This is a genomic window from Kitasatospora sp. NBC_00039 (assembly GCF_045160625.1).
Taxonomy (GTDB): Bacteria; Actinomycetota; Actinomycetes; order Streptomycetales; family Streptomycetaceae; genus Kitasatospora.
The window spans coordinates 7,962,872-7,982,353 of sequence record NZ_CP108289.1 but is presented as its reverse complement, the minus strand read 5'-3'; the positions used below and the strand labels follow the sequence as shown (position 1 = coordinate 7,982,353).

The window sequence follows — 19,482 nt, the reverse complement described above, 5'->3', positions numbered from 1 at the left end:
CCGGCTCCCCGCCCGGGCCCCCGACCAACCGCCGAATCCGAGCCCCACCGCCCTGCCCGGGCGAACCGTACCGAGGTCCGCCCGGGTGCATCCGACCCCGTCCAGGAGCCACCGTGCCGCCCGCCCCGCCGTCCCGGCCGTCCGACAGCCACCAGTCCGCCGCGTGGATCGAGCTGTGGTCGCTGAGAGAGGACACCCTGCTGGAACAGCAGCCGGGCGACGGCTCGTTGATCCTCCGGTCACAGTGGGGCGACCTGCACATCCCGCGGCCCGGAGCGGTGCTCAGCGAGGCGCTGCGCCGGATGCTGCTCGGCCCGGTGCAGCTGGAGAACGTCCCCGGGACCGAGGAACTCGCCGCGCGGGTCCGGCTGTTGGCGGCCCTGAGGCAGCTCGGCGGCCTGGTCGTCCGCTCGGTCGGGGCGCCGGACGGCGAGCAGCCGCTGCTCTCCGTCCTGCCCACGGCCACCGGCGCCCGGCTCGACCCGGCGCCGGTACCCGAGGACCGGCCGCTGCGGCTCTCCCGCTTCGCCGCGCTGCGTTCCAACGGGCGCGGAAGCCTGCTGGAGTCCCCGCTCTCGCCGTTCCGCGCGGTCTTCACCCGGCCCGAGGCCGGCTGGCTGATCGCCAGCCTGTGCCGCCCCATCACCCTGGACGCGGCCGCCGAACGCCTCCCCGTCGCCCGCCCGGCGGTGGCCGCGCTCCTCTCGCACCTCGTCCCCACCGGCATGGTCGAGGTCGCCGACCCCGCCACGCAGGCGGACGGCTGCCCGCGGCCCGCCACCTTCCCCGAGGACCGCGACCCGGCCCTGCTGCCGTGGTCCCCCGACGACCTCCGGTTCCACTGGAGCAGCCGGCCCGGCCTGCACGACGGCCAGTTCGGCGCCACCTATCCCCTGCGGGGCCGGCAGGAGCAGCCGCCCGCGCTCAAACCACCGCCCCCGGGCCCCCGGATCGAACTCCCCCGGCCCGCCGCCGGACCGCCGGACTGGGACACCTCGCTGGTCGAGGCGCTGGAACGCCGCCGCTCCGTCCGGCGTCACGGCACGGCGGCGCTGACGCTGCGCCAGCTCGGTGAACTGCTGCACCGGTCGCTGCGCGTGCGGGAAGCCGGCGAACCGCTCCCGTCCGGCCGGACCCGCCCGCCCGGCAGCCGGCCGTACCCCAGCGGCGGCGCCTGCTACGAGCTGGAGTTCTACCTCACCGTCGGCCGCTGCGCCGGCCTCGAACCGGGCGCCTACTACTACGACCCGCTCGGCCACGCCCTGATCCGGCTGCCGGCGGCCGGGCAGCTGAACTCCGCGCTGCTGCGCGAGGCGCAGGCCGGCACCGGGATGACCGAGCCGCCCGATCTCCTGCTCACCATGACGGCCCGGTTCGCCCGGGTCTCGTGGAAGTACAGCGGACTGGCCTACGCGCTGACGCTGAAGCACGTCGGCGTGATGCAGCAGACGCTGTACCTGGTCGCCACCGGCATGGGCCTGGCCGCCTGTGCGCTCGGCACCGGCAGCACCAGCCTCTCCGCCGAGGCGTTCGGGCTGGACTGGCGCGTGGAGTCCGCCGTCGGCGAGTTCGTCCTCGGCCCGCTCCCGGAGACCGGCCCGCCCCCGGAGACCGGCCCGCCCCCGGCCCGACCGGCCGAACCCAACCCCGTTGCCGGAAGGGCGGAATGACGCTCCGCCGACGACCGACCGCCACCGCCTCCCGACGGGAAGGACCGGTCCGTCCCGGGGGCCTCCGGACGGGCGGGTTCCGCCCTACCATCGACCGTGTCAGCGACCACCGGAGGGAGTGCCATGACGGGCAGCGCCACTGGACGGGAAGAGCCCTCGCCCGGGCCGCCGGGCCCCGACTCCCCCGACGACCTCGTGGAGCACCCGGGACGCCCCGAACCGGGCGTGCGGGTCCTCGGCATCGAGGCCCCCGCTCCTCGCTTCGCACTGACCGTGGTGTGGACGGTCCTCACCGCGTTCCTCACCATGCAGATCGTCAACATCCTCGACGAGAGCGTCACCCCGCTGACGGTCTCGCTCTGCCTGACCGTGCTGCCCGCCACGATCGGGCTCCAACTGTTCCACACCCTGCCGAGATTCCGCCGGTCACGGGCCCGCTACCGGCACTGGACCCTGCTGCTCCAGGCGCTGCTCGTCACCGTCCCGCCGCTCTTCCTCGGCTGGCCGTGGGGCGGGATGGGGGGCTTCGTCGGCGGCTCGATGCTGTTGCTGCTGCCGATGCGGGCCGCGCTGCCGGGCTTCGGCTGTCTGATCGCCGGGATCGGTCTGACCACGGGCCTGAGTTCCCAGGGCACGCTGCCCACCGTGCTCTACATGATGGTCTCCACCCTGGTCACCGGCACCATCGTGTACTGCCTGACGCTGCTCGCCAATCTCACCCTGGCCGTCCACGAGGCCCAGGAGGACATCGCCAGGGTCGCCGTGATCAAGGAGCGGCTGCGGTTCGCCCGCGATCTGCACGACCTGCTCGGCTACAGCCTCTCCGCGATCACCCTGAAGAGCGAACTGGCACATGCCATGGTCAACCGCTCGCCGGTACGGGCCCAGGCGGAGTTGGAGAGCATCATCCAGTTCTCCCGCCAGGCGCTCGGCGACGTCCGCGAGGTGGCCCGCAGCTACCGCTCGATGTCGCTGCTGACGGAGCTCTCCTCGGCCCGCTCGGTGCTGTCCGCGGCCGGGATCGACGCCCATCTGCGGGTGGAGTGCGGCCGGTTGACGACCGGCGCCGACACCGTCCTGGCCACGGTGCTGCGCGAGGGCATCACCAATGTCATCCGGCACAGCAAGGCCTCCCGGTGCACCATCGACGCCGTAGCCCAGCACGGCCGTACCAGCCTGCGGCTCGCCAACGACGGGGTGCCGGCGCACGACCGCGGGCAGCAGCCGGGCGCCGACGGCGGCCTCGCCAACCTGGCCGCCCGGCTCGCCGAGGTGGGGGGCACGTTCACCGCCGGGGTCCGTGCGGACGGCTGGTTCCAGCTGGAGGCGGTCATCACCAGCGAGCTCTCCGGCACCCTGGAGGAGGACGAGCCCCGGGTGGCCTGAGGCCCCGTCACGGCCCGGGCCGACCGGCAGGCCACCGGGGGCGGGCGGCGGACTGCCGGACGCCCTGCTAGACCCAGCCGGCCTCGCGGGCGATCCGCACCGCGTCCAGCCGGTTGCGCGCGTTCAGCTTGACCACCGTCGAGGTCAGGTAGTTCCGCACCGTTCCGACCGAGAGGTACAGGCGCCCCGCTATCTCGGTGACTTCGGCACCGTCGGCGGCCAGCCGCAGGACCTCGGTCTCCCGCTCGGTCAGCGGGTTGTCGCCGCTGTCCCAGGCGGCCACCATCAGATCCGGGTCGACCGCCCGCTCGCCCTGTGCCACCCGCCGGATGGCCTGGGCGAGTTGGCGCGGCGGGGCGTCCTTGAGGATGAAGCCGCGCGCTCCGGCCGCCAGCGCCCGGCGGAAGGTGCCCGGCCGCCCGAGACTGGTCAGGATCAGCGTCCGGCACTCCGGCATCACCTCCTGGAGCCGGGCGGCGGCCGTCAGCCCGTCCATGCCCGCCAGGTCGATGTCGATCACCGCCACATCGGGCCTGCGTTCCAGCGCGGTCGGCACGATGTCGTCGCCGTTGGCGAGTTCGGCGATGACCTCGATGTCCTCCTCCAGCTCCAGCAGCGCCACCAGGGCGCCCCTCACCATGTGCATGTCCTCGGCCAGCAAAACCCTGATCGCCAAAGGAAGAACCCCCGTTTGCCCACTCTGGACGACTCGTACGCCGTTCGACCGCGCCCGCGCGGCAGCTGATGCTACCCGCGTGACCGCCGTTCAGCGCCGCTCTTGACCTTCCGCCCGGCCGCACCGGCCGCACCCGGCCCGCACGGTTCCCCGGCCGCGGCCCCGGGATTCGGACGCCGGCCCGCTCACCGGGCCCGGATTTCGACGCTCCGCTCCGGCCGGCAGGACGCCGTGGAAAACGCGGCCGGCCCGGGCCGGAAGAAACGACCGCCCACCTCCGGTCGGCTTTTCCGGCGGCCATCCGGGCGCTTACCGGAAATCACCCGCCGCCCGGCCGGGGGCGCATTCGCCACCGCCTTCCGAAACCCTTCCGGCCGTCCCGGAACAGGGTCGTCCGGCCCTGGAACCGCTGCGGACTCCGCCCGGCGTCCGTCCCTGGTCGGGCCGGGTCCCCGGTCCGGCGCACCCCGGACATGTCCAAACCATGACAAGATGGCGCCCGGCCGACGGATCCGACCGACGGGAACGACCGACGAGCCGCGAGCGCCGCCGTCCGGTCCGCATTCGGACGCACCCCGGGAATTTCTTCCCGTACCGGCGCGGGCAGGGCGCCCGGATGCTCGCATCCGCCGACCGGAAACGACCCCGAACGCCCGGCCGGAAGTCGTTGCGCCACGATCACCCCGACTCCCCCGGCCCTGATTCCGGGCGATTCGCACCCCTCTCGAAAGCCGTGCGCGGTGCTCCGGCCACCCCCCGGGAATCCGGCCGCCGGGCCTCCCCCACCACGACCGGCGGACCCCCGTAGACATGGCACGGCCACGCGGATCCGCCGCCCACTCCCAGCAGATGTGTGGGACATGTGAAGACGCCGCGAAGCCGGCCCGGCCGCGCTGCCGGACACCCGGACAGCCGGGGTCAGAACCGCACGGCCTTGACCACCACCGGCAGCAACGTCTGGTCGGCGGGGGCACGGCTGAACGCGATCGGCTGCGCCTTGTCCCCGGCCGGCAGGCCCTCGACGCCGACCACCGCACTGTCCACCGCCTTGCCGCTGGTGTCGGTGAAATCGACCTGCACCGCGTACGAGGCGGTGTCGAGCCCGGTGTTGACGATCGTCACCACCACCGCGTGCAGGCCCCCGGTCTGCGCCCGCTGCACCCCGGTGACCGTCACGGCCCCGAGCGCGTTGCCGCCGTTCTGCAGCGTGCCCAGTACCTCCGCCGCCTTCTGCCGCGCCTGCACCCCCTGCGCCGAGACAGACGCCTGGAACGAGGCCGCCGCGGCCGAGGCGGACTCGGCCGCCGCCGACACCGAGGCCAGCGCCGACTCCGCCGCCGAGGCCAGTGCGGACGGCGGCTCCCCGGAGAACGAGGACGACTCCGGCGCCGTGCTCAACGTCGACCCCGGACCCGACGAGCCGATCGACGGATTGGTCGACGAACTGCTGCACGCCGCCAGCACCCCGATGCCGCTCACCACGGCGGCCAGCGCCACCGCCCGCACCCCCACGCCGCACCGTCGCGGCAATCCCTGAACTTCGCGCACCGAGGATCACTCTCCACTCCACTGCCCCACGACCGAAGGCCCGTACGCCCCCATGCTTCGCAACAACCGCCCCGCACGGCGAAACCTGGTCCCCCGTTCGAGTGGGACCGCCCTGTCCCGCCGCCCGCCGGCGGACGCCCGCACCGGTCCCGCCGGGCCCGCGGCGGGCCGGTGTGCCCGGCGCCATTCGGAACGTACGGGAACCAACGGGGGTGGCGGGCCGACTGGTGGGGGGTGAGTGCGATGTCGCCGGGTGGCCGGCCCTTGAGTGTGCTGGCGGGGTTCGCCCTGCTGCTGTTGGTGGTGTTCGTGGTGGCCTTCGCGGTGGGACGCGGGGCCGGGCCGGTGTCGCCGGGGCTGACGCCCGGCAGCGGCGGCGGGGGGAACCCGGGGATGAGCGGTCACGACACGGGGGCCGGCCGGTGAGCGCGGTCGCGGGAGCGGAGGCCGGGGCGCTGGTCAGCACCGATCTGGCGGTCGGCGGGATGACCTGCGCGGCCTGTGTGGGCCGGGTGGAGAAGCGGCTGGCCCGGATCGAGGGCGTCACGGCCGGCGTCAACCTGGCGACCGGGCGGGCGAGGGTGCTGCACCCGGCCGGGGTGGGCGTCGAGGAGCTGATCGCGGCGGTCGCACGAGCCGGCTACACCGCCGAGTTGGCCGTGGCCGGGCAGGCCCCGGCGGACCGGGAGGAGGACCCCGGCGAGCGCTGGCGGCTGCTGGTGACGGCGCTGCCGGCGGTGCCCGTGGTGGTGCTCTCGATGGTGCCGTCGCTGCAGTTCCCGGCCTGGCAGTGGGTCTGCTTCGGGCTGGCGGTGCCGGTGGTGACGTGGGGTTCGGCCGGGTTCCACCGGCGGGCCCGGCAAGGGCTGCGGCACGCCGCGGCGACCATGGACACCCTGGTCAGCCTCGGCGTGGTGGCCTCGTTCGGCTGGTCCGCGTACGCGCTGCTGTTCGGCGGCGCCGGGGAGATCGGCATGCGGATGCCGTTCTCGCTGACCGCGGACGGCGGCGGCGCGGCGCACGTCTACCTGGAGGCGGCCGTCGGCGTGCCGCTCTTCGTGCTGGCCGGGCGGCTGCTGGAGGGTCGGGTGCGGCGGCGCAGCGGTTCGGCGCTGCGGGCGCTCGCCGAGCTGGGGGCGAAGGAGGTGTGCGTCCGGGATCCGGAGTCCGGGGCGGAGCGCCTGCTGCCGGTCGAACAGCTGCTGCCCGGGCGCGAGTTCGTGGTGCGGCCGGGCGAGCGGGTGGCCACCGACGGGGTGGTGGTGGAGGGCGGCTCCGCGCTGGACCTCAGCCTGCTGACGGGTGAGAGCGTCCCGGTGGAGGTCGGGCCGGGGGACAAGGTGGCGGGCGCGACGGTCAACGTCGGCGGCGCGCTGGTGATCCGGGCGACGGCGGTGGGCGCCGACACCCAGCTGGCCCGGATCACCGCGCTGGTCGCGGACGCGCAGGCGGGCAAGGCGCGGGCGCAGCGGCTGGCGGACGCGGTGGCGGGGGTGTTCGTGCCCTGTGTGCTGGCGGTGGCGGTCTGTGTGCTGGGCTTCTGGCTCGGCGCGGGCGCCGAGCCGCAGGCGGCGGTCACCGCGGCGGTCGCCGTCCTGGTGGTCGCCTGCCCGTGCGCGCTGGGCCTGGCCACGCCGACCGCACTGCTGGCGGCGACCGGGCGGGGCGCCGAGCTGGGCGTCCTGGTGCGCGGCCCGGAGGTGCTGGAGAGCCTGCGCCGGATCGACACGGTGGTGCTGGACAAGACCGGCACGCTGACCACCGGGCGGATGGAGCTCGCCGAGCTGACCGCCGTGCCCGAGGTGGACGAGGACCAGGTGCTGCGGCTGGTGGGAGCCGTCGAGCACCGTTCGGAGCACCCCATCGGGAGGGCTGTCGTGGGGGCGGCCCGTGCCCGGTGCGACTCCGAGCCCCTCCCGGCGGTGGCCGGCTTCACGGCCACCGCCGGGGTCGGGGTGTCCGGCACGGTCGACGGGCGGCGCGTCCGGGTGGTCCGGCCCGACGACGCCGCGGGCCCGCTGCCGGGCGCGCTCGCCGAAGCGCTGGCCCGCGCGGGTGAGGCCGGGCGGACGCCGGTGGTGGCGGAGCTGGACGGGCAGCCGGTCGCCGTCCTCGCGGTCGGCGACACGCTGCGCTCCGGCAGCTGGCGGGCGCTCCACCGGCTGCGCGGGATGGGCCTGGAGACGGTCCTGCTGACCGGGGACGGCGCCGGCGCGGCCCGGGCGGTGGCGAAGGAGCTGGGCATCGGCCAGGTGCACTCCTCGGCCTCGCCGGAGCGCAAGGCCGAGGTCGTGGCCGAGCTGAAGGCGGCCGGGCGGACGACGGCGGTGGTCGGCGACGGCGTCAACGACGCGGTCGCACTCGCCTCCGCCGACCTCGGGGTGGCGCTGGCCTCCGGGAGCGACGCCGCGATCGGCGCCGCCGGGCTGACCCTGGTCCGCGGCGACATCGAGGCGGTGGTGGACGCCGTGCGGCTGGCCCGGCGGACCCTGGCCACGATCCGGGCCAACCTGCTCTGGGCGTTCGGGTACAACATGGCGCTGATCCCGCTGGCGGCGGTCGGTGTGCTGAACCCGATGCTGGCGGCGGTGGCGATGTCGCTCAGCTCGCTGCTGGTGGTGGCGAACAGCCTGCGGCTGCGCACCTGGCAGCCGGGTCGGGGCGGCTCCGGTGGCACGGCCGGTGCGAGCGGGCGGGGCCGGCGGCCGGGGGCGGGCCGGTGAGGGCGCCGTTCTCCGGGCGGACGGTCTCCGAGCGGTCGGTCTCCCGGCCGAGAGTCCCGGGCCGGGTGGTCACGGGCCGGGCGGTCCCGGGCCGGAAGGTCTCCCGGCGGACGGCCGAGCGGGTGCGCGCGGTCGGGCCGCCGGTGGTGGCGGCCGGGGTGGCGCTGGCGCTGCTCTCCGGCTGGACGGCGGTCGGCGGGGCCGGGCGGCAGCGCCCGGTCGAGGCCGGGCCGGGCTGGCTGCTGCTGCCGACGGCCGGCGGTGCGACCGCCACGGCGGCGTTCTTCACGGTCCGCAACCCCGGCGACGTCCCCGACGAACTGACGGGTGCCGGCTGGGAGCTCGGCGGCCGCATCACCCTGAAGCGGCACCGGCACCAGGGTGCGTCCGGCCGCTGGGAGCCGGTCGAGGCGCTACCGGTGCCGGGGCGCGGCGAGCTGGTGATGTCGCCGGAGGGTGCCGATCTGATGATCACCAACCCGCCTGCGCTGCGGGCGGGCCAGTGGGTGGAGTTCACGCTGACCTTCCGCCACAGTCCGGAGCTCAAGGTCCGGGCCGAGGTAGTCCCCCCTGGCGGGCGGCGCAGCGGCTGAGGCCGGGGGCGGCACGACGGGTCGGCCGGGGAGAGGGTGGGCAGCGCCCACCCTCTCCCCGTTCCTGACGGTCGCTCTGACGCCGGCGGAGAGCGCCGCGATCGGGCCGCTGCCGGCCGGGCGCGGCATCCTGGGCGAGCTGATCCGCCACCCGCAGCCGCTGCGCTGCCCGGTGCTGTCCGAGCACCCGGCCGGGACGGGTCAGATGCGGGTGTCCTCCACGACGGGGAGGAGGTCGCGGGGCGCCACGCCGCTCTGCTGCTCGCCGCCGGCCCCCTGCGAGGTCAGGGTGCGGGGCGCGGCGGCCGGGGCGGGCTGCTTGCCGCAGAAGGCCGGCTCCAGCGCGTTCATCAGACCCTGGGTCACGGCGCCGTTGTTGGAGGCGTTGGCGAAGACGACGACGCTGCGGCGGCCGTCCGGGGTCGCGAACGACTGGGTCTGGAAGCCCTGGACGATCCCGCCGTGACCGAACACGTTGCCGCAGGAGAGCGCGATCTGCCGCAGCCCCAGCCCGTAGCTGATCTTCGCGGTGGGGGTGGGGAGCACACTGGTCATCTGCTTCAGCGAGGCGTCCGAGACCAGCCCGCCGGCACTGCCGGCCATCAGCGCGGTGAGGAAGCGGTCCATGTCGCGGGCGGAGGAGACGACCCCGCCGGCACTCCACACCCAGGAGGCGGTCTGCTCGGTGGAGTCCAGCAGCGGCTTGGAACGGTCGTCGTTGGTCAGGTAGCCGGTGACGTGCCGCCCCTCGATCTCCTCGGCCGGCACGTCGAAGGAGGTGCGGCTCAGGTCCAGCGGATCGATGATCGCGTCGCGCAGCACCTCCGCGTACGGCCGGCCGGTGAGGTGCTCGACCGCCAGGCCCATCAGCACGAAGTCCGTGTTCGAGTAGGAGTAGCGCGATCCGGGCGTGTACTGCACGCCGTGCGCGACCGACATCGCCACGAGCTTCGCGGGGTCGTAGACGTTGTGGCGGATGCGCGCCTCGAAGGCGCTGGTGGTCTCCTCGCCGGCCTGCTCCAGGAGGTCGTTGGTGTGGTCGTAGATGCCGGCGCGGTGCTCCATCACCTGACGGCCGGTCATCGTCCAGCCCTCCGGCAGCGTGCCGGCCGGGAGGTAGTCCCGCAGCGGCTTGTCCAGGTCGATCCGCCCCTGCTCGGCAAGCTGCATGACCAGGACCGCGGCGAACATCTTGCTGTTGCTGCCGACCCGGAACCGCAGGTCGGAGTTGATCGGCGTCCCGTCCAGATCGGCCTTGCCGACCGAGAGCGAGACCTTGGTCTCCGCACCGCCGTGATCCCTGATCACCGCGAACGCACCCGGCGCCCCGGCGTTCACCGTGCCCTGCAGGGCGGCACGCACCCCTGCCGTGTCCGGCACCGCCGCTGCCGCCGGCGCCGCCACGGCCCCCGTCGCCCCCGTGGCCACGACCACCACACCGGTCGCGGCCACGGCCAGCGCACGCACAAGTCCAACCCGCGTCATCACAAACGCCCCTGACTCTCCGTCACCTTGGAAACCGGTCCCGTCGGGACCATGATCCAATATCCCGGACGGCGGGTCATCCGACAAACGGACCCGCTGCGGCCGCTGCTGACGGCGGGCCGGCGGCCCGTGTGGGGCCGGGCACGGTGATCCTGTCCACTCGGGGAACGGGGCCGGGACGCGCGCGGGTTCAGCCGGGCGTCCGCAGCCGGGTCCGGCCACCCGGACGGCCGCGCGTCCCCCGGCAGGTTCAGCCGCGCAGGCCGCCGGGCGTCCGCGGGTGGGCCGGCCGCGGAGCCGCTACCCGGCCCCGGCGGCGCCCTCGGTGAGCCGGTAGCCGGTGACCAGGTCGGGCCGGATCGCCACCGTGTGCTCCATCGCGCCCGCCACCCAGGGGCGCAGCAGTGCCCGGTAGCGGGCCCGTCGGTCCGGGTCGGTGACCGGGCGGGCGTAGCCGGTCACCGACCACGCTCCAGCCCAGGTGGGTCGACGGGTCGATGGCGTCCGCCTCGTAGGCGACCACGACGCCGGCCGCGTCCGCCCCGGGTGCCTCCGCGCTCAGGGCCGCAGCATCGTGGGTGCGGATGACGATCGCGTCGTCGACGAGCACGTGGTTGACGGGCCGGACGGCCGGCAGCGCCCGCGCGGTGAAGACGATCCGGCCGAACGGTGCTCCGCCCAGCAGCCGCAGCGCCCCGGCGCGTCCGATCGGCACCGGGTGGCGCGGCGGGGCCACACCGTCCGGCAGCGGGCCGGGCGGGCCGGCCCCGCCGGTCACGGGGCGGCCGCGATCAGGCCGAGACCGCCGTCGTAGCGCCGGTAGAGCACCCGGCCGCGGCGGGTGCCTGGCTGGGCGAAGAAGAGGAAGGGCAGGTCGGCCCCGGAGAGCCGCGCCACGGCCTGGTCCTCGGTCAGCTCCGGTGCGCCGCAGGGGCTGACGGTGAGTGGCACGGCCGGGCCGGTGGGCGGAGCGGCGGCCACCGTGCGGGCCAGCCGGTAGCCGGTGGGGCCGACCCGGTAGACCACGGCGTCGGTCTCGGTGGCGGGGTCGGTGAACAGGTGGATGTCGAAGTCCATCGCGTCCATGGTCCGGGCCGCCGCGTCGGGCGAGCACCACACCAGGGCGGCCGGCTTGCGACGGACGATCCGCTCCGCCCGGGCGCCGTGCGGGATTTCGGTGCACGGATCGGCCCCGACCGGGCCAGCCCCCACACGCACGAGCGAACGTCCGCCCCGCGGCGCGCCCTGCGCGGCGACCGCGCCGAGCAGCCCCCGGCCACGCATCCGGTGCGGCCAGGGCCTGGGCGTCCAGCCGGAGGTGACGGCCGCGATCCGGCCGCGCAGCCCGTCGGCCAGCCGGTCCAGCGCCTCGCCGAGGTCGGCGGCGGCCTCCTGGACGCGGATCGGCCGGCCGTCCACCTCGGCGTTGACCTGCGCCAGCACGGCGACCCCACCGACCGGTCCGACCCGCACCCGCGGCGCCTCGACCAGGGCGTCGGCCCCGCTCACCACGGCCGCGATCCGGGCCCTGGCGTCGCCCGCGACGCCTCCCGACATCCCCTCGCGCACCTGCACCGTGACCAACTCGCCCATCTCCGGCCTCTCCCGTCCCATCACGCAGATTTCCGTACTTTCACGTCCTGCCACGTCTGCCCTCGGCGCGCCCCACGCACACACCCGCACGGCGATCACGATCCCCGCACCGCTGCGGACCGGACAAGGGCCGAACGCCCCCGGACCGGGCCCGCGGCCGGCCTCTCCCGCCCCGCGCGGCCCTGAGCCACCCCGCGCGGCCGTGGGCCACCCCCGCTCGGCCCCGGCCCCACCCCCGCTCGGCCCTGCCCCGCCGCGCGAACGGGCGTGCGATGATCGGGACATGCCTGCTCTCGACAACCAGTCCGACTACTGGAACTCCACCGGGACGGCGAAGACCTTCGGGCACCCGCTCCACCCGGACTGGCTGGCGCGCCTCGACCGCGGCGCGGCCGTCCTCGACTACGGCTGCGGCTACGGCCGCCTCGCCGGCGCGCTGGCCGCACTCGGCTTCACGGACGTCGAGGGCGTGGACGTCGCGCCCAGCCTCGTCGCCCGCGCCCGGGCCGAGCAGCCGGCCGCGCGGTTCACCGTGCTGACCGACCCCCCGCGGCTCGCCCACCCGGACGGCACCCTCGACGCGGCGCTGCTGTTCGCCGTCCTCACCTGCGTGCCGGGCGGCGACGGCCAGCGCGCCCTGGTCGCCGAGCTGCACCGGGTGCTGCGGCCGGGCGGCCTGCTCTACGTCAGCGACCTCTGCCTCCAGCCCGACGCGCGCAACCGCGACCGCTACGCGGAGTTCGCCGAACGGTACGGCCGGTACGGGGTGTTCGAGACCAGCGACGGCGCGGTCTGCCGCCACCACACCCGGAAGTGGCTGGACGAGCTGCTCGGCGCGTTCGAACCGGTCGCCGAGCGCGAGCTGCCGGTGCGCACCATGAACGGCCGGCCGGCGGTGGCCACCCAGCTGCTGGTCGCCCGGCGCTGACCCTCCGGCCCGCGCACCGCGGGACGACGGCCCGCACACCCCAGATGATGCGGGCCGGCCACCGCAAAGATGGGGGCCTGCCCCCCATGCCCCGGTGGCCGCGGCAGCGCAAGGATCGGCCCGAGGGCGGCGTCTTCGACGGCAGCGCTGCCCTCTCCCGGCATCGGAGGTGCGGTGGTGGCTGAGGTGAACGCCGTGCGAAGAGCACGCCCCGACGGGGGTGGCGCACCGGTTCAGGGCCCGGTCGCACCGGCCGCAGCCCCGGCCGCCACGGCTCAGCGCCCTCCGGTGCCCGGTGACGTCTCCAGCCGCGCGGCGGTGCCCGGCCCGTCGCGGCCGCCGGCACAGCCCCGGGCGGCCCGGCTCCGGCTCACGGGGGCCGTCGCCGGCGCGCCGTGGTGGGAACGGGCCCTGACGCCCGGCCTGCCACTTCCGGCCGGCCGGCCCGAGTGGGCCGCCTTCACCGAGGCCGCCGTCGCCGCGGCGCCCGTCCGCCCGATCGTGCCGCGGGCCGCCTACCCGGGTCTCACCGGCTTCGGCCTGGTCCTGGCGCCCTTCGCCGAGCGCGCCCTGGTCCGGCTCTGCGCGACGCTGGAGACCACCGCCCACCTCGACCTGCCCGCCCTGCGCGCCGGCTTCACCGCCCGCCTCACCGCCCGCCTGAGCCGGATCGCGGCGCGCACCCTGGTCCTGGAGCTGCACACCGCCCGCGCGGCCGGCCGGCTGAGCGGCGCCACCCCGCAGGAACGGTTCCGCTCCTTCCTGGCCCTCACCGCCCGCCGCGACGGCCTCGCCGTGCTGGTGCGCGCCTACCCGGTGCTCGCCCAGCTGCTCGCCCAGGCCTGCCTGGACGCCGCCGAGGCGCAGGCCGAGCTGCTCTCCCGCTTCGCCGCCGACCGCCCGTTGCTGGTCCCCGCCCTGCTCGGCGGCACCGACCCCGGCGCGCTGGTGGCCGTCGACTCCGAGGCCGGCGACCGCCACCGCCGCGGCCGCGCCGTCGCGGTGCTGCACTTCGCGAACGGAGCCGCCGTCGCGTACCGGCCCCGGCCGCCCGCCGCGCACCGGCACTTCAACGCGCTGCTCGGCTGGTTCAACGCCCAGCCCGACGTGCCCCGGCTGCGCGCGCTCGGGCTGCTGGACCGCGGCGGCCACGGCTGGACGGAGTTCGCCGAGGCCCGGCCCTGCCGCACCCCGTTCGAGGTGGAGCGGTTCTACCGGCGCCAGGGCGCGCTGCTGGCGCTGCTGCACGTGCTGGACGGCACCGACCTGCACTTCGAGAACGTGGTCGCCTGCGGGGAGCACCCCGTCCTGGTCGACGTGGAGACGCTGTTCCACCCGCCCGCCCAGGCCGGGCCGGCGGAGGACCCGGCCGCCCGCGCGCTGGAGGAGTCGGTCCACCGGGTCGGCCTGCTGCCGCAGTTGCTGCTGGGCGACGACGGCGCCGTGGACGTCTCCGGCATCGGCGGCGGTCTGCGGGCGACCTCCCCGGTCGAGGGCGTGGACTGGGCGGGAGCCGGCACCGACGAGATGCGGCTGGTGCGACGCCCCCGGCCGTTCGGCGAGGCCCGCAACAGGCCCCGGCTGGACGGCACCCCCGCCGACCCGGCTGCGTACACCGAGGCGCTGGTGGCCGGATTCCGCGCCGGGTACGCCGCGCTCGCCGCCGGCCGCAGCCGACTCTGCGGCCCGCAGGGACTGTTGCACTCCTTCGCCGAGGACGAGGTGCGGGTGGTGCCGCGCGCCACCCGGGTGTACGCGCGGCTGCTGGACGAGTCGACCCACCCGGACGTGCTGGGCGACGCCGCGGCCCGGGGCGCGGTGCTGGAGCTGCTGCGCACCGACGCCGTCGCCGACCCCGGCCGGCCCGGCCTCGCCGACCACGAGCTCGCCGATCTCCGGGCCGGCGACGTCCCGCTCTTCACCACCCGCCCCGGCAGCCGCGACCTGTGGACGTCCGGCGGCCGCCGGCTCCCCGGCGAACTGTCCGAAACCGGACTGTCCCGCGCCGAGGCCAAACTCGCCGCCCTCGGCGGGGTGGACCGCAAGGACCAGGAGTGGATCATCCGGGCGGCGATGGCGGGCGCCGCCACCGCGCCCGCACACCGCCCCGGCCGCCCGGTGCCGGAGAACGTCTGGGCGACCGCGCCCGAGCCCGAGCAGCTGCTGGCCGCCGCCCGCGGTGTCGGCGACCAGCTCGTCGCCGCCGCGTACCGGGGGCGCGCCCGCACCAACTGGCTCGGCCTGGAGCTGCTCGCCGACCGGTACTGGCGGGTCCGCCCGCTCGGCGCCGACCTGGCCGGCGGGTACACCGGCACCGCGCTCTTCCTCGCCCAACTGGCCGCGCTCACCGGCTCCGACCGCTACGCCGAGGTCGCCCGCCGCGCGCTCGCGCCCGTCCCCGGCCTGCTCGACCTGCTCGGCGCGCACCCCGACCACCCGGCCGCCGTCGGCTCCGGCGCGTTCGCCGGGCTGGGCGGCATCGCGTACGCGCTCACCGAGATCGCCCGCGCCCTGGACGACCCGCTGATCCGGCAGTGGACCGGCCCGGCGGTGGCGCTCACCGCGGCCGCCGCCGAACGCGAGAGCGACACCGGCGTGCACAGCGGTACCGCCGGCGGCCTGGCCGCGCTGCTCGCCGTCCACGCCGCCTCCGGCCGGCCGGAGGCACTGCGCGCCGCCGCCCGCTGCGCCGAACGGCTCGCCGCGGCGCCCCTGCCCGCCGGCCCCGGCTTCGCCCACGGCGCGGCGGGCACCGGCTGGGCGCTGCTGCGGTACGCGCGGGCCGCCGGCGAGCCGGCCGACGGCCCGCACCACCGGGCCGGCCTGGCCGCACTGCACGCCGCCACCACCGGGCGCGCCCGCGAGGCGTCGTGGTGCCGCGGCCGCCCCGGCATCGCGCTCGCGGTGGCCGACAGCCCGGGCGCGCAGGCCGACCGGCAGCTCGCCGAGTGGCTCCCGCGCGCCGTCCGGAACACCGCGCGCGCCGCGCCGCTGCCCGACCAGAGCCTCTGCCACGGCGAGCTCGGCGTCCTGGAGCTGCTCGGCCGCGGCGGCCCGGCGTACGGGCGGACACCGTGGGTGCGGCGGGCGGCCGCGCTGCTCGCCGGGGTCGACCAGGAGGGCCCGCGCTGTGGCACCCCCGACCACGTGCCGCACCCCGGCCTGCTCACCGGCCTGGCCGGAATCGGGCACGGGCTGCTGCGGCTGGGCTTCCCCGAACAGGTGCCGCCCGCGCTGCTGCTCCGCCCCCGGCTCCCGGCTCCGCCGCCTGTCCTTTGACCGCACCACCGTCCGCGGTCCGCCCGGACCCGGTACGGTGCGGCGGGCGGGCGTTGCCGCCCGCCCGGTTTCCACCTGCCAACACCCGGCCCAACGACGAATGGGAGTACCTGAGCACATGCGCGACACCGATCTGACACCCAGCCGGAAGCACACGACCGGCCGACCCGATGAGGCGGCCGACCACCCCGCCGGCGAGATCCGGCTGCGGGCCGGCGGCGGCCTGGGCCTCCGCTCCCAGCTGCTCGCCTCCGGCGGCACCACGGCGCCCGCCTTCGAGTTCCCGACCATGACCGTCCCGGCCTGACCGGCCCGGAACGAATCCGTCGCCGGCTCCCGGACGACGCGTGCCCCGCGCACGCGCCCGCCCGGCCGGACCGCCACCGGGGACCGGGCAGCCTCCCGGTGGCGGTCCCGGCGGTGAACCGGAGGCCACCGCCACGAATGTGGTCGTACGGTAACCATCCCGCAATGGCACGGTGGACACTTCGTGGCCGATTCTCCACCCTACAGATCCGACAGACCGTCAAGTAGCCTGCGGCCATGCGCACCACTTCGTCGATCACCATCGGGCGGGCGGCCGAGATCGGCCTGCTCTGCAGCGCGCTCGCGGCCTCCCGCCAACGGTCCGGGCAAGCGGTCTTCCTGCTCGGCGAGGCCGGGATCGGCAAGTCCCGCCTGGTCGGCGAATGCGCCTACCAGGCCTACGGGCTCGGGCTCCCGGTGCTGCGCGGCCGCGGCTCCTCCACGCTGACCGTCACACCGTTCCGGCCGCTGATCGAGGCGCTCTCCTCCCGCTTCCGGGCCGCCGGGACCCCGACCGACCCCGAACTCGCCCCCTACCGCCCGGCCCTGGCCCGGCTGGTGCCCGAGTGGCGCAGCGAGCCGGCCGGGGCGGCCGGCTACCCCGAGACGGTGGTCGAACTCGCCGAGGCGCTGCTGCGGCTGCTCGCCGTCCTCGGCCGGGATCAGTGCTGCGTCCTGCTGCTGGAGGACCTGCACGACACCGACGCGGAGACGGTCGCCGTCCTGGAGTACCTGGTCGACAACCTGGCCGGCCTGCCGGTCCTGCTGGTCGGCACGCTGCGCGCGGAGCCCGGCCCGGCGCTGGACCTGGTCCGGGCCGCCGAGCGCCGGCGGGCCGCGACCGTCGCCGAACTGCGGCCGCTGCCACCGGCCGACGTACGGGCGATGGCCGCCGCGATCCTGGAGACCGAGGTCGCCGAGGTGCCCGCGGCGGCCCTGGAGCAGCTGGCCGAACGCGGCGACGGCTGCCCCTATCTGATCGAGGAACTGCTCTCCGACATGCTGTCCTCCGGCGCACTGCGCCGTGCGGGCGACGGCTGGGAGGTGGCCGGCGACCTCTGTACCGCCGTGCCCAGCACCATCGTCCGCAGCTGGGGCCGGCGGATCGACCAGCTGGACCCGCCGGTGCGCGAACTCCTGCTCACCGCCGCCACCCTGGGCAGCCGGTTCTCGGTCGCCACCGTCCAGCTGATCACCGGCCACGACGACCGGACGCTCTTCAGCCACCTGCGGTCCGCCTCCGAGGCCAACGTCATCGTGCCCGACGGCGCCGCCCCCGACCGCTACGCGTTCCGGCACACGCTCACCGCCGACGCCGTCACCGCCGCTCTCGCCCCCGCCGAGCGGGCCGCCGTGGCCCGCCGGGCGGCCCGGGAGATCCTACGGGAAGACCCCGAACTCAGTGACGAACGGCGCCAGTTGGTCGCCTCCCTGCTGCTGGCCGGCGGCGACCGGGCGGGCGCCGCGGTGCACTTCGCCGAAGCCGGCCGCCGGCTGCTGGAGGCCGGCGCGGCCGGCTCGGCGGTGGTGCTGCTGGAGCGCGCGCACGAGCTGGCCGGGGGTGCCGAACGGGCCGCCGTCACCGAGCAGTTGCTGCCGGCACTGGCCGAGTCCGGCCGGCTGGACCGGGCGTTCGAGCTGGCCCGCACGCTCCCGTCGGTGCCGGCCCCGTCGCCGGACACCCGGCTCCCCGCCGTCGAGCGCCGGATCGAGCTGCACACCCGGCTCGCGTGGGCGGCGGTGATGGCCGAGCGCACCGCCGAGGCCGCCGCGCAGGTCGCCGCCGCCCGTGCCCTCACCGGCGCGCACCCGCGCCCCGAGCAGGACGCCGCCCTCGTGGTGGTCGAAGGCCACCTGACCCTCCTCCCCGACCACCACGCGCCCGACCGCGTCTCCCCCGCCGAGACCGAGCGCCTGGCCCGCCGCGCCGCCGAGGTCGCCGAACGCGCCGGCCTGCCGGTCGTCGCCTGCCAGGCCTGGCAGTTGCTCGCCCTGCTGGCCCGCGAACGCGGCTTCGACGACGCCGACGCCTGTCTGGAACGCATGCTCGCCGTCGCCGAGTCGCACGCCCTCCCCGTCTGGCGCGTCGAGGCACTGCTCCGCCTCGGCGCCAACGCCTTCATGCGCACCGGCGACGGCACCCGCCTCGCCCACGCCCGGGAGGCCGCCGCCGGGCTCGGCGCGATCGTGCTCACCCAGACCCTGGACGGCCTGCTCGCCATGAACGCCGTGCTGCGCGGCGACTGGCCGGCCGCCCGGGAGATCATCGACCGCTGCCTCGACGCCACCGCCCGGCTGCACAACCTCGCCGCCCACCGCTACCTGCTGCTCGGCTCCGCCACCCTGGCCGCCCACCGCGGCCGCGGCCGAGAGATGGAGCGCGAGCTGGTGCGGTTCCGGCAGGCCGGCGGCGAGGAATCGTTCCTGGTGCCGCTGCGCTACGGCCTCTGCCGGGCCGTCGGCGCCCTGCTCGCCGAGGACCGCACCCGCGCCCGCGCCGAACTGGCCGCCGGCCTCGCCTGGGAGCTCGACCACCCCAGCGTCTTCTACCTGGCCGGCCGGCACGGCCTGCACCCGCTGCTGGAGGTCGTGACCGGCGCCTGGACGCGCACCGAGTTCGCGCCGGCCACCACCGCCCCGGCCGCCGGGCTCGCCTGGAACCGCCAGTTCCTGCTCTTCGCCGAGGCTGTGCTGCTCGGCCGTGAGCAGCGCCCGGAGGACGCCGCCCGCACCCTCGCCGAGGCCCGCGCGACGGCGGCCCCCTTCCCGCTCGCCCACCACCTGGCGCTGCGGCTCACCGCCGAGGCCGCGCTCGCCGACGGCTGGGGCGAGCCGGTGGCCTGGCTGCGCACCGTCGAGGAGTACTTCCACGCCGCCGAGGTCCAGCCGGTGGCCGCCGCCTGCCGGTCGCTGCTGCGCCGCGCCGGCGCCAGCGTCGCCCAGCACCGCGGCGGCCGCGACGCCGTCCCGGCCCGCCTGCGCACCTACGGCGTGACCCTGCGCGAGTACGAGGTGTTCGTCCTGCTCACCGACCGCCCCGGCAACCAGCAGCTGGCCAGCAGGCTCTCGATCTCCCCGCGCACCGTCGAGAAGCACGTGGCCAACCTGCTTGCCAAGACCGGCCGCCCGGACCGCGCCGCCCTCTGCGCCCTCGCCGCCGACCTCTGCGCCGAGCCGTCGGCCATCCCCTAGAAGGCTGAGGGGCGCCGTGCGGCGGTCACTCCCGCGAAGGCCCGCCGTCAGGGGCGCCGGGAGCGGCGGGGCACCGGTGCGAGCCGCAGCTGCCGCGGGCGGC

At 76.4% G+C, this 19,482-nt stretch carries 14 protein-coding genes and 1 pseudogene; 10 read left to right on the top strand and 5 right to left on the bottom strand.

Annotated features, from left to right (window positions below):
- Window positions 1-113 precede the first annotated feature (113 nt).
- Both OG286_RS35330 and OG286_RS35325 read left to right on the top strand, forming a co-directional pair.
- A complete protein-coding gene (locus OG286_RS35330) occupies window positions 114-1,670 on the top strand; it encodes a SagB family peptide dehydrogenase (protein WP_405358770.1) in 1,557 nt (518 codons plus the stop codon).
- A gap of 123 nt (window positions 1,671-1,793) precedes the next feature.
- Window positions 1,794-3,056, top strand: a complete 1,263-nt coding sequence (locus OG286_RS35325; RefSeq protein WP_396323620.1) for a sensor histidine kinase — start codon at window positions 1,794-1,796, stop codon at window positions 3,054-3,056.
- Between the two features lie 67 nt (window positions 3,057-3,123).
- Here the strand turns inward: OG286_RS35325 and OG286_RS35320 are convergent, their stop codons facing one another.
- Together OG286_RS35320 and OG286_RS35315 are read right to left on the bottom strand one after the other, a co-directional pair.
- Complete coding sequence (locus OG286_RS35320) at window positions 3,124-3,732, bottom strand: response regulator transcription factor (RefSeq protein ID WP_396323621.1); 609 nt, start codon at window positions 3,730-3,732, stop codon at window positions 3,124-3,126.
- 918 nt (window positions 3,733-4,650) lie between these two features.
- Window positions 4,651-4,908 (bottom strand): hypothetical protein, encoded by a 258-nt coding sequence (locus tag OG286_RS35315; RefSeq protein WP_396323622.1) that lies wholly within the window; start codon window positions 4,906-4,908, stop codon window positions 4,651-4,653.
- Window positions 4,909-4,939: 31 nt separating this feature from the next.
- On the opposite strand from OG286_RS35315, the gene OG286_RS35310 reads away from it, so the two are divergent.
- From OG286_RS35310 to OG286_RS35295, 4 genes are all read left to right on the top strand, one after another.
- Complete coding sequence (locus OG286_RS35310) at window positions 4,940-5,269, top strand: hypothetical protein (RefSeq protein WP_396323623.1); 330 nt, start codon at window positions 4,940-4,942, stop codon at window positions 5,267-5,269.
- Between the two features lie 275 nt (window positions 5,270-5,544).
- Window positions 5,545-5,706 carry a hypothetical protein gene (locus tag OG286_RS35305; protein ID WP_405358771.1) on the top strand — a complete coding sequence of 54 codons (162 nt, stop codon included), beginning with the start codon at window positions 5,545-5,547 and terminating at the stop codon, window positions 5,704-5,706.
- Window positions 5,703-8,003, top strand: coding sequence for a heavy metal translocating P-type ATPase (locus OG286_RS35300; RefSeq protein WP_405358772.1), 2,301 nt, complete (start codon window positions 5,703-5,705; stop codon window positions 8,001-8,003). Before OG286_RS35305 ends, OG286_RS35300 begins: the two co-directional genes overlap by 4 nt.
- Complete coding sequence (locus OG286_RS35295; protein WP_405366011.1) at window positions 8,000-8,596, top strand: copper chaperone PCu(A)C; 597 nt, start codon at window positions 8,000-8,002, stop codon at window positions 8,594-8,596. The genes OG286_RS35300 and OG286_RS35295 overlap by 4 nt, the downstream gene beginning before the upstream one ends.
- A 201-nt stretch (window positions 8,597-8,797) precedes the next feature.
- Here OG286_RS35295 and OG286_RS35290 read toward each other — a convergent pair whose 3' ends face one another.
- From OG286_RS35290 to OG286_RS35280, 3 genes and pseudogenes are all read right to left on the bottom strand, one after another.
- Window positions 8,798-10,063, bottom strand: coding sequence for a serine hydrolase domain-containing protein (locus OG286_RS35290; RefSeq protein WP_405366010.1), 1,266 nt, complete (start codon window positions 10,061-10,063; stop codon window positions 8,798-8,800).
- Between the two features lie 318 nt (window positions 10,064-10,381).
- A pseudogene (locus OG286_RS35285) lies at window positions 10,382-10,829 on the bottom strand (pyridoxamine 5'-phosphate oxidase family protein).
- 26 nt (window positions 10,830-10,855) lie between these two features.
- Window positions 10,856-11,674 carry a sigma 54 modulation/S30EA ribosomal C-terminal domain-containing protein gene (locus OG286_RS35280; RefSeq protein ID WP_405366009.1) on the bottom strand — a complete coding sequence of 273 codons (819 nt, stop codon included), beginning with the start codon at window positions 11,672-11,674 and terminating at the stop codon, window positions 10,856-10,858.
- A 283-nt stretch (window positions 11,675-11,957) separates the two neighbouring features.
- Between OG286_RS35280 and OG286_RS35275 the strand changes: the two genes are divergently transcribed.
- From OG286_RS35275 to OG286_RS35260, 4 genes are all read left to right on the top strand, one after another.
- Entirely contained in the window at window positions 11,958-12,602 is a 645-nt protein-coding gene (locus OG286_RS35275) for a class I SAM-dependent methyltransferase (protein ID WP_396323629.1), read from the top strand.
- Between the two features lie 288 nt (window positions 12,603-12,890).
- Window positions 12,891-15,881, top strand: coding sequence for a type 2 lanthipeptide synthetase LanM family protein (locus OG286_RS35270; protein WP_405366008.1), 2,991 nt, complete (start codon window positions 12,891-12,893; stop codon window positions 15,879-15,881).
- 118 nt (window positions 15,882-15,999) lie between these two features.
- Window positions 16,000-16,188 (top strand): hypothetical protein, encoded by a 189-nt coding sequence (locus OG286_RS35265; protein WP_396323631.1) that lies wholly within the window; start codon window positions 16,000-16,002, stop codon window positions 16,186-16,188.
- A gap of 236 nt (window positions 16,189-16,424) precedes the next feature.
- Window positions 16,425-19,379, top strand: coding sequence for an AAA family ATPase (locus tag OG286_RS35260; RefSeq protein WP_396323632.1), 2,955 nt, complete (start codon window positions 16,425-16,427; stop codon window positions 19,377-19,379).
- The last annotated feature ends 103 nt before the right edge of the window (window positions 19,380-19,482 follow it).